General features: G+C 70.7%; 11 protein-coding genes and 1 pseudogene. 5 read left to right on the top strand and 7 right to left on the bottom strand.

The window, feature by feature from the left end; genetic code table 11:
* Positions 1-99 precede the first annotated feature (99 nt).
* Entirely contained in the window at positions 100-612 is a 513-nt protein-coding gene (locus tag JAO81_RS11090) for a SigE family RNA polymerase sigma factor (protein ID WP_307813297.1), read from the top strand.
* Between the two features lie 16 nt (positions 613-628).
* Positions 629-1,546 (top strand): hypothetical protein, encoded by a 918-nt coding sequence (locus tag JAO81_RS11085; protein WP_199547620.1) that lies wholly within the window; start codon positions 629-631, stop codon positions 1,544-1,546.
* On the opposite strand, the gene JAO81_RS11080 is transcribed toward JAO81_RS11085, so the two are convergent.
* Positions 1,543-1,941: a RidA family protein gene (locus tag JAO81_RS11080; protein ID WP_199547619.1), complete on the bottom strand. Its 399-nt coding sequence runs from the start codon at positions 1,939-1,941 to the stop codon at positions 1,543-1,545. The two genes, JAO81_RS11085 and JAO81_RS11080, sit on opposite strands and share 4 nt — an antisense overlap.
* Positions 1,938-3,173 (bottom strand): acyl-CoA dehydrogenase family protein, encoded by a 1,236-nt coding sequence (locus JAO81_RS11075; protein ID WP_199547618.1) that lies wholly within the window; start codon positions 3,171-3,173, stop codon positions 1,938-1,940. Before JAO81_RS11075 ends, JAO81_RS11080 begins: the two co-directional genes overlap by 4 nt.
* 113 nt (positions 3,174-3,286) lie before the next feature.
* Between JAO81_RS11075 and JAO81_RS11070 the strand changes: the two genes are divergently transcribed.
* Together JAO81_RS11070 and JAO81_RS11065 are read left to right on the top strand one after the other, a co-directional pair.
* Positions 3,287-4,906, top strand: coding sequence for an AMP-binding protein (locus tag JAO81_RS11070; protein WP_199547617.1), 1,620 nt, complete (start codon positions 3,287-3,289; stop codon positions 4,904-4,906).
* A gap of 4 nt (positions 4,907-4,910) precedes the next feature.
* A complete protein-coding gene (locus JAO81_RS11065; protein ID WP_199547616.1) occupies positions 4,911-5,726 on the top strand; it encodes a PaaX family transcriptional regulator C-terminal domain-containing protein in 816 nt (271 codons plus the stop codon).
* Between the two features lie 7 nt (positions 5,727-5,733).
* Here JAO81_RS11065 and JAO81_RS11060 read toward each other — a convergent pair whose 3' ends face one another.
* Together JAO81_RS11060 and JAO81_RS11055 are read right to left on the bottom strand one after the other, a co-directional pair.
* Positions 5,734-7,998 carry a bifunctional salicylyl-CoA 5-hydroxylase/oxidoreductase gene (locus tag JAO81_RS11060; RefSeq protein ID WP_199547691.1) on the bottom strand — a complete coding sequence of 755 codons (2,265 nt, stop codon included), beginning with the start codon at positions 7,996-7,998 and terminating at the stop codon, positions 5,734-5,736.
* Between the two features lie 14 nt (positions 7,999-8,012).
* A complete protein-coding gene (locus JAO81_RS11055; RefSeq protein WP_199547615.1) occupies positions 8,013-8,843 on the bottom strand; it encodes an enoyl-CoA hydratase family protein in 831 nt (276 codons plus the stop codon).
* A gap of 214 nt (positions 8,844-9,057) precedes the next feature.
* Here JAO81_RS11055 and JAO81_RS11050 point away from each other — a divergent pair, with 214 nt between their 5' ends.
* On the top strand, positions 9,058-9,498 hold the full coding sequence (locus JAO81_RS11050) for an ATP-binding protein (protein WP_199547690.1): 441 nt from the start codon (positions 9,058-9,060) through the stop codon (positions 9,496-9,498).
* A gap of 12 nt (positions 9,499-9,510) precedes the next feature.
* Here JAO81_RS11050 and argF read toward each other — a convergent pair whose 3' ends face one another.
* The 3 genes and pseudogenes from argF to JAO81_RS42385 all read right to left on the bottom strand — a co-directional run.
* Positions 9,511-10,509 carry an ornithine carbamoyltransferase gene (gene argF / locus JAO81_RS11045; RefSeq protein WP_199547614.1) on the bottom strand — a complete coding sequence of 333 codons (999 nt, stop codon included), beginning with the start codon at positions 10,507-10,509 and terminating at the stop codon, positions 9,511-9,513.
* 84 nt (positions 10,510-10,593) lie between these two features.
* Positions 10,594-11,829, bottom strand: coding sequence for an arginine deiminase (locus JAO81_RS11040; protein ID WP_199547613.1), 1,236 nt, complete (start codon positions 11,827-11,829; stop codon positions 10,594-10,596).
* Between the two features lie 159 nt (positions 11,830-11,988).
* Positions 11,989-12,537: pseudogene (locus tag JAO81_RS42385) on the bottom strand (polynucleotide kinase-phosphatase); the annotation flags it as partial.

Below are 12,537 nucleotides of genomic sequence, written 5' to 3'. Positions count from 1 at the left end.
CCCCGTCGCACGCCTCGCCCACGGCAGTGACAGGATCCGTCGCCCGGCGCGTCCTAGGGATGAGCACGATGCGACAGCGGCGCCGAGGGGGAGGCAGCGGTGGGCAGACATGAGGAACGGCAGGAGGAGTTCCGGGAGTTCGCGGCCATGCGCGGCGCCCGGCTCTTTCGCACCGCACTGCTGTTGACCGGCGGCGACTGGCATGCGGCCGAGGATCTGGTGCAGACCGCACTCGGCAAGGCGTACGCCTCGTGGGGCAGGGTGCGGCGGGCCGACAATCCGGATGCCTACGTCCGGTCCGTCCTGGTGCGCACGCATCTCTCGCAGCGGCGCCTCAAATCGAGCGGCGAACGGCCGGCGTCCGAGCTGCCGGAGGGCGCGTACGGCGACGGGGACCCGGCGCTGCGGGTGGCGCTGCTGCAGGCGCTGGCCCAACTGCCGCCCAGGGACCGCGCGGTGCTCGTCCTGCGCTACTGGGAGGACCGCAGCGTGGAGCAGACGGCGGCGGAGCTGGGGCTGCGGGCCGGGACCGTACGCAATCGCTCGATGTCGGCGTTGGCGAAACTGCGCGACTTGCTGGACGGCGACCGCGAGTCGCTCACCACGAACTGACGAGGGGGTACATGAGATGGCCGATCTGGACGAGCAGCAACTGACACGGGCGATGGGGGAAGCGGTGGGCGGGGTGCGCCCGTCGACTCACGCGCTGGTGGAGGGGGGCGAGCGACGGGGGCGGCGGATCAAGGCACGGCGTCGAGCCGCGTACAGCACGGCGGCCTGTGTGCTCGCGGGCTTGGTGGCGGGGACGTCCTGGCTCGGGACGCGGCAGTCGGCGCCGGGTGAGGAGGTGCACATTCTGCCGGGGATGTCGGCCGGAGGGCCGGGGAATGTGACAATCCCGGACTTCTCCGGGTTGCCGGCCGATGCGGGCGCACCGCCTGGCAAGGAGCGGGCGACCGCCCGGGCGCTGGCCCGGACGTTGCAGACAGGCCTGCCGTTGCCGGGGATCTGGAACATCCAGCGCTACGAGGGTGAGGTCGCGCCCCGCAGCCCCTACGACGCCGTCGCCGCGCTGCGTCTCAGCACCGGAGATGCGGAGGTCACCCTCCACATCGCCCTCAATTCCCAGTACCATCTCGCCCCTTCCCTGGAGCGCTCCTACTCCTGCGATGCCCTCAAGGACCTCGACCGGACCGTCTTCGCCGGAGAGGGAAGAGTCACGTCGTGCGGCGTGCGCAACCTGGACGACGGCTCCGTGCTCATGCTGTACGAGGTCCAGCACGGGCACCAGGTGACCCCTCACGCCGATCTGCTGCGACGCGACGGGATGCGCATCGTTGCCGGAGCATCCATCGGATCGGGACCGGAGAATCCGGCGGCTGCCCGCAGGGTTCCGGTCACCCTGCTGGAGGTGGAGAAGATCGTCACCGACGACCGCTGGCAGGTCTACGTCGCCCCCGAGGTCAACGAACGCGCCAAGAACATCGCGCCGTTCGAAGAACTTCACGGAGTCGCGGCCAACATTGCCCGCAGGGAAACGGACTAACCCACCGCCGCCACCCCGTCCAGCTCCACCAGACACTCCGCGTCCCAGAGCCGGACGGTACCGATCACCGCCATGGCCGGGTAGTCGCGACCCGCCAACCGCCGCCAGATGCGGCCCAGTTCAGGCGCGTGTTCCCGATAGTCGGCCACGTCCGTCGCGTACACCGTGACGCGGGCGAGGTCCTTCGGGGCCCCGCCCGCTGCCGCGAGGGCCGCCAGGAGGTTGGTCAGGGCCTGCTCGAACTGTTCCGCCAGCGTCGTGCCGACGACCTTGCCCTCGACGTCCAAGGCGGTCTGGCCCGCCAGGAACACCAGGCGCGACCCGGTGACGGTGACCGCGTGCGAGAAGCCCGTCGCCGGCGACAGGGAGGCGGGGTTGATGCGTTCCAGGCTCATGCGGGACCGGGCTCCTTCGGGGACGCAGTGGATGGAGAGGACGGGGCGGACGAGGCGGACGCGGCGGACGGGGCGAGGGACTTGTACAGCTCCTTGGCGATGATCTCGCGTTGGACCTCGCTCGCCCCCTCGTAGATACGCGGCGCGCGGACCTCCCGGTAGAGGTGTTCGAGCAGGTGCCCGCGCTGCAGGGCGAGGGCGCCGTGCAACTGGACCGCCGCGTCCACGACCTGCTGCGCCGTCTCCGTCGCGAGCAGCTTCGCCATGGCGGCGCGCCGCGGAACGTCCGGTTCGCCCCGGTCGTACGCGGCCGCCGCGGCGTAGACGAGCAGCCGCGCCGCCTCCGTGCGCGTGGCCAGCTCGGCCACCTGATGGGAGACCGCCTGCAGATCCTTCAACACCCCGCCGAACCCCGGAGGGAACCCCGCCTGCACCTCCCCCCCCCCCCCCCCCACCGCCTGGCGTTCGGCGGTGTGCGCGACGGTCGCGTCCAGGGCCGCCTGCGCCATCCCGAGCGCGAACGCGCCCACGCTCGGGCGGAACAGGTTGAGCGTGGTCATGGCCACCCGGAAGCCCTGGTCGACGGAGCCGAGGACATCCTCCGGGCCCACCCGTACACCGTCGAAGGCCAGCGAGCCGATGGGGTGCGGCGAGAGCATCTCCAGGGGTTCGCCGAAAAGCCCCGGCCGGTCGGCCGGCACCAGGAACGCCGTCACTCCGCGCGCGCCCGCCCCCGGGGTCGTACGGGCGAAGACGGTGTAGAAATCAGCGCCGGGCGCGTTGGAGATCCAGCATTTCGATCCGCTGAGCAGCCAGCCGTCGCCCTCGGCGCGGGCCTCGAGGGAGAGCGCCCCCGCATCCGACCCCGCCCCCGGCTCGCTCAGTGCGAAGGCCGCGACCGCCCGGCCCGCCGAGACCTCCGGCAGCCAGCGGGCGCGCTGAGCCTCGGTGCCACAAGCATGCACAGGGTGCGCGCCAAGCCCCTGGAGCGCGAGCGCCGTCTCCGCCTCCGTACAGCCGTACGCGAGCGACTCCCGCATCAGGCACAGCTCGAGGGAGCCGGAGGTGAACAGGCGGGAGAGCAGGCCGAGTTCACCGAGGGCGGCCACCAACGGGCGGTTCACCTCTCCCGGTTCGCCCGATTCGGCGAGCGGGCGCAATCGGGTGGCGGCCAGCTCCCGCAGCTCGGCACACCACTGAAGTTCCTTGGGATCCAGGGCGAACTCCGGCACGGTGGTGCTCCCTCCGACGGACGTATCGCGCGGACTTATCGCGCACCGTTGACTGTCGTCATCATCACGATACGCTCGTTGCGCGACCCCACCACAGTGAAGGGGCAGCCAATATGGAGCCGACACCGCTCAGCACGTCCGCCCACGCCGACACCTTCGCGCGGGACCACCTGCCTCCCGCGGATCAGTGGCCGGAACTCACCTTCGACCTGCCCGAGCTGCACTATCCCGACCGCCTCAACTGCGGGGCCGAGCTGCTCGATGCGACCGTCGAGCGCTTCGGTGCCTCGCGGCCCGTGTTCCGCACCGGCTCCGGCGAGGTGTGGACGTACGGACAACTGCAGGGTCATGTCGACCGGATCGCCCAGGTGCTCACCGCGGAGCTGGGTGTCGTGCCCGGAAACCGGGTGCTCCTTCGCGGGCCCACCGGTCCGTGGCTCGCGGCCTGCTGGCTGGCCGTGATGAAGGCGGGCGCGGTGGCCGTGACGGTCCTCGCCCAGCATCGCGCGCAGGAGCTGGCCACGATGTGCGAGATCGCCCAGGTCGGCCACGCGCTGTGCGACGCGCGGTTCCTCGAAGACCTCAAGGATGTGCCCGGCCTGCGGGTCACGCCCTTCGGCGGTGACACCCCCGACGATCTGTGCCGGCTCGCCGAGCATCAGCCCGAGTGGTTCGCACCGGTCGAGACGGCCGCCGACGATGTCGCGCTGATCGCCTTCACCAGCGGGACGACGGGGCGGCCGAAGGGCTGTATCCACTTCCACCGCGATGTCCTCGCGATCGCCGACACCTTCTCGCGCCATGTACTGAAGCCCGAACCGGACGATGTGTTCGCGGGCAGTCCCCCGCTCGGCTTCACGTTCGGTCTCGGCGGTCTCGTGATCTTCCCGATGCGGGCCGGCGCGAGTGCGCTCCTTCTCGAACAGGCCGGTCCCAAGCAGCTGTTGCCGGCCATCGCCGAGCACGGGGTCTCCGTGGTGTTCACCGCGCCGACCGCGTACCGCGCGCTGCTCGACGAGATCGACAAGGGCGCGGACGTACGGACGCTGCGGCGCTGTGTGTCCGCCGGCGAGAATCTGCCGGCCGCAACCTGGCAGTCCTGGTACGAGCGGACCGGGCTGAGGATCATCAACGGGATCGGGGCCACCGAGCTGCTCCATATCTTCATCTCCGCCGCCGACGACGCCATCCGCCCGGGCGCCACCGGCACCCCCGTCCCCGGCTGGACCGCGCGTGTGGTCGACGGCGAGGGCAAGCAGGTCGCCGACGGGGAGCCCGGGCTGCTCGCGGTACGTGGCCCTGTCGGCTGCCGCTATCTGTCGGATCCGCGGCAGTCGGAGTACGTCCGCGACGGCTGGAACATCACCGGCGACACCTATGTCCGCGAGCCCGACGGCTACTTCCGCTACGTGGCCCGCGCGGACGACATGATCATCTCGGCCGGGTACAACATCGCGGGCCCGGAGGTCGAGGACGCGCTGCTCAGGCACCCCGACGTCCTGGAAGCCGCGGTCGTCGGACAGCCGGACGAGCGGCGCGGACAGGTCGTCGCCGCCTATGTGGTGCTGCGGGACGGTGCACCGCGTACACCGCAGACGGCCGAGGCGCTGCGGGAGTTCGTGAAGGCCGAACTGGTGCCGTACAAGTGCCCGCGCCTGATCGAATTCCCCGAGGCCCTGCCGCGTACGCCGACGGGGAAGCTGCAGCGCTTCAAGCTGCGCGTTCTAGAGTGATCACGTGGCAGAGCAGCAGACTCCGCGATCCTTGATCGTCACGTTCTACGGGGCCTACGGGCGCCGCCTCCAAGGGCCCGTACCGGTGGCCGAGTTGATCCGGCTGCTCGACGCGGTCGGGGTGGACGCGCCGGCGGTGCGCTCCTCGGTGTCGCGTCTGAAGCGGCGCGGGCTGCTCGTGCCGCAACGCACCGGGCAGGGCGCCGCGGGGTACGCGCTGTCCGGCGAGGCGCGGCGGCTGCTCGACGACGGGGACCGGCGGATCTACGCCGAGGGGGCGCCCTCCCTGCGGGACGGCTGGGTGCTCGCGGTGTTCTCGGTGCCGGAGGCCGAGCGCAGCAAACGCCATGTGCTCCGCTCCCAACTGGCTCGGCTCGGTTTCGGCACGGCGGCGCCCGGCGTCTGGATCGCACCCGCGCGCCTGCACGAGGAGACGCGGCACACGCTGGAGCGGCTCCAACTCGACCGGTACGTCGATCTGTTCCGCGGTGAGCATCTGGGGTTCTCGGCGACCGCGGAATCGGTGGCCCGCTGGTGGGATCTGGCCGCGCTCGCCACACTGCACAGGGAATTCCTCGACCGGCATGAACCCGTGCTCGCCGCTTGGGAATCCCGCACGGACACGCCCGCCGAAGAGGCGTACCGTGACTATCTCCGGGCGCTCGACTCCTGGCGTCACCTCCCGTACGCCGACCCCGTCCTGCCCGCGGAACTGCTGCCGCCCGACTGGCCCGGCAGCAGATCGGCGGAGGTGTTCGGGCAGCTGCACCGGCGGCTGAGGGGCGCCGGGGCTCGGTTCGCGGAGCTCCCGGGCGCCTGAGAAGTGTCTACTCCAGGGTCAGACGCGGCTTCGGTCCGTCCGTGCGGCCGGTCTGCGGGCGGCGGCTGCCCGCCCGGTACGGGAGCGGCCAGGCGATCCCGGGTCCGGAGTAGCCCTGTTCGGCCGCCGCGTGCAGGGTCCAGTGCGGGTCGTACAGATGCGGCCGTGCGAGGGCGCACAGATCGGTGCGGCCCGCCAGGATCAGCGAGTTGACGTCGTCCCACGACGAGATCGCCCCCACCGCGATCACCGGAATCCCGGTCTCCTGCCGGATCCGGTCGGCGTACGGGGTCTGGTACGAGCGGCCGTACGCGGGCTGCTCCTCGGCCACCACCTGCCCGGTCGACACATCGACGGCGTCCGCGCCGTGCGCCGCGAAGGCCCGGGCGATCCGCACGGCGTCGTCCCCGCTGGTGCCGCCCTCGGCCCAGTCGGTGGCGGAGATCCGTACCGTCAGCGGCTTCTCCTCGGGCCAGATGGCCCGTACCGCGTCGAAGACCTCAAGGGGATAGCGCAGCCGGTTCTCCAGCGAGCCGCCGTATTCATCCGTGCGGAGATTCGTCAGCGGCGACAGGAAGCTGGACAGCAAGTAGCCGTGCGCGCAGTGCAGTTCGAGCAGATCGAATCCGCAGCGCTCGGCCCGCCAGGCTGCGGCGGCGAACTGCTCGCGGATCTCGGTGAGCCCGTCCCGGGTGAGCTCCCGCGGGGTCCGGCTGCCTTGCTTGTACGGGAGCGGGGAGGGCGCGGCCAGGGGCCAGTTTCCCTCGTCGAGGGGTTCGTCGATGCCCTCCCACATCAGTTTGGTGGAGCCCTTGCGGCCGGAGTGGCCGAGCTGCAGACCGATCGCGGTGCCGGGCGCCTGCTGGTGGACGAAGGCGGTGATTCGGCTCCAGGCGTCGGACTGCTGCGGGTTCCACAGGCCCGCGCAGCCGGGCGTGATCCGGCCCTCGGGGCTGACGCAGACCATCTCGGTCATCACCAGGCCGGCCCCGCCGAGCGCGCGGGCGCCGAGGTGCACCAGATGGAAGTCGCCGGGGACGCCGTCGACGGCCGAGTACATGTCCATCGGCGAGACGACCACGCGGTTGCGCAGCTCGAGACCGCCGATCCGCAGCGGTGTGAACATGGGCGGAGTCCCGGGCGGGCAGCCGAACTCGCGCTCCACCTCCGCGGTGAACTCCGGGTCCCTGAGCCGCAGATTGTCATGGGTCACGCGGCGGCTGCGGGTGAGCAGATTGAACGCGAACTGCCGCGGCTGCTGGTCCGCATAGCGCCCGAGCTCCTCGAACCACTCGAGGCTTGCTCGGGCCGCCCGCTGTGTGGAGGTCACGACGGGGCGCCGCTCCTCCTCGTACGCCCGAAGTGCCTGCTCGATCGTGGGCTGTTCCTCGATGCAGGCGACGAGGGCGAGGGCGTCCTCGACGGCGAGTTTGGTGCCGGAGCCGATGGAGAAGTGCGCGGTGTGGGCGGCGTCGCCGAGGAGCACCGTGTGCCCGTGGGACCAGCGGTCGTTGACGACGGTGCGGAAGCGGATCCAGCTGGAGTTGTTGGACCGCAGCGGGCGTCCGTCGAGCGCGTCGGCGAAGAGTTTGGCGCAGCGTTCCACCGACTCGCGCTCGCCGAGCCCGTCGAAGCCGGCCGCCTTCCAGACCTCTTCGCGCATCTCGACGATCACGGTGGATTCGCCGTCGTTGTACGGATAGCCGTGCAGCTGCATCACGCCGTGTTCGGTCTCGGCGATCTCGAAGCGGAAAGCGTCGAAGGCGAAGTCCGCGGCCAGCCAGATGTAGCGGCAGCGGTGCTCCTCGATCCGCGGGCCGAAGACGTCGGCGTGGGCCTCACGGGTCAGGCTGTTCACCCCGTCTGCGGCGATCACCAGGTCGTACGAGGCGGCCAGTTCGGCCGCGGGTGGCGCCTGCGTGCGGAAGCGGAGCTCGACGCCGAGGTCCCGGCAGCGCCCGTGCAGGATCTGCAGGAGCCGCTTGCGCCCGAGCGCGGCGAAGCCATGGCCGCCCGAGGTGGAGCGGTGGCCGCGGTGCACGATGTCGATATCGTCCCAGCGCACGAACTCCCGCTGCATCGCCGCGTAGACCACCGGGTCGGCGTGCTCGATCCCGCCGAGGGTCTCGTCGGACAGGACGACCCCGAAGCCGAAGGTGTCGTCGGGTGCGTTGCGCTCCCAGACGGTGATCTCGCGGGCGGGGTCGAGGCGCTTGAGCAGCGCGGCGGCGTAGAGGCCGCCGGGCCCGCCGCCGATGACGGCGACCCGCAGGTGCCCCGGCACGGTCACTTCCCCTGCCACTTCGGCGGGCGCTTGGCGGTGAAGGCGGCATGGAACTCCGCGTAGTCCTCGCCGTTCATCAGCAGCGCCTGGGTCGCCGCGTCCATCTCCACGGCGGCGGCGAGCGGCATGTCGAGCTCGGCCGTGAGCAGGGCCTTCGTCTGCGCGTACGCGAGGGCAGGTCCCTCGGCGAGCCGGTGGGCCAGGGCCTGCGCGGCCTCGTCGGAGCGGCCCTCGTCGGTCAGCTCGCTGATCAGCCCGATCCGTTCGGCCTCGGGCGCCCGCACCGTATCGCCGAGCATGAGCAGCCGGGTCGCATGGCCGAGCCCGACGATCCGGGGCAGCAGATAGGCCGCGCCCATGTCGCCGCCGGACAGTCCGACCTTGGTGAACAGGAACGCGAACCGTGCCGAAGGGTCGGCGACCCGGAAGTCCGCGGCGAGTGCGAGCACGGCACCGGCGCCCGCGGCCACGCCGTGCAGTGCGGCGATCACCGGGAAGGGGCACTCGCGGATCGCGCGCACGACCTGGCCGGTCATGCGGTTGAAGTCGAGCAGCTGTGAGGTGTCCATCCCGAGCGTGGCACCGATGATCTCGTCGACATCGCCACCGGAGCAGAAACCCCGGCCCTCACCGGCCAGGACCAGCGCGCGGACGGTCTTCTCGCGGGCCAGCTCGGCGAGCAGATCCCGCAGATCGGCGTACGCGCCGAAGGTCAGCGCATTGAGCTTCTCGGGCCGGGCGAGCGTCACCGTGGCCACGGAGCTCTCATCGACGCTCACCCTCAGGTGGCGCCACTCGGAGGTGCGGGACGCGGAACCGGTGAACGGGCTCATACCGAGGCCTCCTGCGGGCGGCGTGTGCGGCCCTTCGAAGCTATCACTCGGATATGACCGCCGTCACGAGTGCGCGATAAGGCAGCCACCGATTCTCTCCCACGCGCCCCAAAGGTCCCTATTTATGTGGCGTACGTCCCACTTCACCCCGGCCCGGTGGCTCTACTGGCATCGGGGTTACGCTTCCTATGGTTGAAAGCAGGACAGCCTGCCTCTGAACGGACCCGCCTTGCACGAACTCCCTGCCTCTTGGCGCATCGCGCTGCCGCACACCGTTGCGGCCGTGCCTGTCGCCCGTGCCCTGGTCCGTACGGCACTGCAGGACCTCGACGCCGATCAGGCCGCGGACTGCGACACGGCGGAGCTGCTCACCGCGGAGCTGGTGGCGAACGCCGTCGAGCACACCTCCGGCGACGCCCCGATCGAGCTGGTGGTGGAGCTGCTGCCGACCGGCTGCCAGGTCGAGGTGCACGATCCCTCGCCCGCGCCGCCGGGCGATCTGACCCGCCCGAAGCCGGACGAACACCCCGACCCGTGGCAGGAACACGGCCGGGGGCTGCTGCTGATCCGCGCCCTGAGCCAGGCATGCGGACACCGCCTCACCGATTCCGGCAAGGCGGTGTGGTTCACGCTTCCGGCACGGCCGGCGCTCTGATATCCCGGGCCGTCAGCCCAGGGTCGCGACCATGACGGCCTTGATGGTGTGCAGCCGGTTCTCGGCCTCGTCGAAGACCACCGAGTGCGCCGACTCGAAGACCTCGTCGGTGACTTCGAGCGAGTCGAGCCCGTACTGCTCGTGGATCTCCTGGCCGACCTTGGTACCGAGGTCATGGAACGCGGGCAGGCAGTGCAGGAACTTCACGTCCGGATTGCCGCTCGCGCGCAGCACCTCCATCGTCACGGCGTACGGCGTCAGGGCGGCGATCCGCTCGGCCCAGACCTCCTTGGGCTCCCCCATCGAGACCCAGACGTCGGTGACGACGAAGTCCGCGCCGCGCACGCCCCCCTCGACATCCTCGGTGAACGTGATCCGCGCACCGCTCTTCCCGGCCAGCTCGCGGGCCTGCGCCACGATCTCGTCGGCCGGCCAGTAGGCGCGGGGCGCGACGATCCGTACGTCCATGCCGAGCAGCGCGCCGGTCACCAGATACGAGTTGCCCATGTTGAAACGGGCGTCGCCGAGATAGGCGAACGAGATGTCCGTGAGCGGCTTGGTGCTGTGCTCGGTCATGGTGAGCACATCGGCGAGCATCTGGGTCGGGTGCCAGTCGTCGGTCAGCCCGTTCCAGACCGGCACTCCGGCATACGCGGCGAGCTCCTCGACCCCGGCCTGGCTGTCACCGCGGAACTCGATCCCGTCGAACATCCGGCCGAGCACCCGGGCCGTGTCCTTCATCGACTCCTTGTGCCCTATCTGCGAGCCCGACGGGTCGAGACAGGTGGTGGACGCCCCCTGGTCGGCGGCCGCGACCTCGAACGCGCAGCGTGTGCGGGTCGAGGTCTTCTCGAAGATCAGCGCGATGTTCTTCCCGGCCAGCCGCTTGACCTCCGCGCCGGCCTTCTTCGCCGCCTTGAGCTCGGCGGCAAGGTCGACCAGACCGATGAACTCCTCGGCCGTGAAGTCGAGCTCCTTGACGAAGGAACGCCCGGTCAGGTGGGTGGCCATGCGCATGCTCCAGGACTGGTGGGGACGATCAATAGACTGCAACTATATACGAGGGTCAGTAAATGTATACCGCGCGGCGGGGGCTCAGCCCACGGCACCCCGCTCGACCGGACAGCTCATGCACCGCGGCCCGCCGCGGCCGCGGCCCAGCTCACTGCCCCGGATCTCGATGACCTCGATGCCTTCCTTGCGCAGATACGTGTTGGTGGTGGCGTTCCGCTCGTACGCGATCACGACGCCGGGCTCGACGGCGAGCACGTTGCAGCCGTCGTCCCACTGCTCCCGCTCGGCGGAGTGGACGTCCTGGACGGCGGTCAGGACACGGATCGAGCCGAGTCCGAGGGCCGCCGCGATGGCCCGGTGCATATGCTCGGGCGGATGGTCGGTGACCTTCAACTCCCGCTCGCCCACGCCCGGTTCGATGGTGTACGAGGGAAGCATGCCGAGTCCCGCGTACTGGGTGAACGTGTCGCCGTCCACCATCGTCATCACGGTGTCGAGGTGCATGAACGCCCGTCGCTTGGGCATGTCGAGCGCCACGATGCTGCGGGCGGAGCCGGCCGCGAAGAGCTTGTGCGCCAGCATTTCCACGGCCTGCGGGGTGGTCCGTTCACTCATCCCGATCAGTACTGCCCCGTTGCCGATGACGAGGACGTCGCCGCCCTCGATGGTCGACGGGTAGTCGGACTGGCCCTCGGACCAGTGGTGGAACGTTCCGGCCCCGGACCCCGTGAACAGCGGATGGTGCCGGTAGATCGCCTCGAAGTGCACGGTCTCGCGCTGCCGCGCGGGCCAGCGCATCGCGTTGATCGAGACCCCGTCGTAGATCCAGGCGGAGGTGTCGCGGGTGAAGAGGTGGTTGGGCAGCGGCCCGAGCAGGAAGTCGTCCAGCTCCATGGTGTGGAAGCGCACGGAGGTGGGCTCGGGGTGCCGCTCCAGGTACTCGCGCTTGGTCATCCCGCCGACCAGCGCGGACACCAGATCCGCGGCGCTCATCGTCTCGAAGGCCGCGCGCAGGGTCGGGGTGGCCAGGGGGCCGTAGGCCTTCTCGTCGAAGACGCGGTCGAGGACGAGGGTGCGGGCGGCGGGGAGGTTCAGCGTCTCTTGGAGCAGGTCGCCGAAGAGGTGCACCTCGACGCCGCGGTCGCGCAGGACGTCGGCGAATCCGTCGTGCTCCTGGCGGGCCCGGCGGACCCACAGAACGTCGTCGAAGAGGAGGGTGTCCTTGTTGCTGGGCGTAAGGCGCTTCAGCTCCAGGTCGGGCCGGTGCAGGATGACTCGACGGAGGCGGCCGGTTTCGGAGTCGACATGGAATCCCATGACGACATCGTGCCCACATTCAGCCCCTGCGGCGCTTGAGCAGATCCGAACGAAGTTCGGCTGCGGGGGGGCCTGAGGGCCAAGCCCCCAGTTCCGGGAAGGGGCGGGATGGGGGAAAGAGAATCCCCCACCCCGCATCCCCACCCGCCCGAGCGCGCCCTACAGCCGGGGGTCCACCGGCTCCGACTCCAGCGCAAGCACCGCGAACACCGCCTCGTGCACCCGCCACAGCGGCTCACCCGAGCCCAGGCGGGACAGGGCCTCGACCCCGAGTGCGTACTCGCGCAGGGCGAGGGACCGCTTGTGGCCCAGGAAACGGTTGCGCAGCCGCTCCAGGTTCTCCGGGCGCGTGTACTCCGCCCCGTAGATGATCCGGAGGTACTCACGCCCGCGGCACTTGATCCCGGGCTGGACGAGCCGCCCCTTGCCGTCGCGCACCAGCGCACCGAGCGGCTTGACGACCATGCCCTCGCCGCCGCGCCCGGTCATCTCCAGCCACCAGTCGATGCCGGCCTGCACCGACTGAGGCGAACCGGTGTCCACGTAGAGGCGACGCGTCGTCTGCAGCAGCCCGGACGAGTCGGCCGCGACCAGCCGGTCGAGCAGCGCCAACTGCTCGTCGTGCGGGACGGACGCCATGCTCCGGCCCTGGACCGCGAGGATCTGGGAGGGCGCGGGCCGCACCCCCTCCCGGCCGTCCGTGGGCCA

It is taken from the genome of Streptomyces sp. N35 (assembly GCF_016464295.1).
In the GTDB taxonomy this organism is placed as follows: Bacteria; Actinomycetota; Actinomycetes; order Streptomycetales; family Streptomycetaceae; genus Streptomyces.
This window is presented reverse-complemented; position numbering and strand designations above follow the sequence as displayed.

What these genes read in the sequence shown, in the direction of transcription:
- JAO81_RS11085 (WP_199547620.1), top strand. Translation starts at nt 629, where the DNA reads ATGGCCGATCTGGACGAGCAGCAACTGACACGGGCGATGGGGGAAGCG.
- JAO81_RS11055 (WP_199547615.1), bottom strand. Translation starts at nt 8,843, where the DNA reads ATGAGCCCGTTCACCGGTTCCGCGTCCCGCACCTCCGAGTGGCGCCAC.
- JAO81_RS11080 (WP_199547619.1), bottom strand. Translation starts at nt 1,941, where the DNA reads ATGAGCCTGGAACGCATCAACCCCGCCTCCCTGTCGCCGGCGACGGGC.
- JAO81_RS11070 (WP_199547617.1), top strand. Translation starts at nt 3,287, where the DNA reads ATGGAGCCGACACCGCTCAGCACGTCCGCCCACGCCGACACCTTCGCG.
- argF (WP_199547614.1), bottom strand. Translation starts at nt 10,509, where the DNA reads ATGGCCACCCACCTGACCGGGCGTTCCTTCGTCAAGGAGCTCGACTTC.
- JAO81_RS11040 (WP_199547613.1), bottom strand. Translation starts at nt 11,829, where the DNA reads ATGGGATTCCATGTCGACTCCGAAACCGGCCGCCTCCGTCGAGTCATC.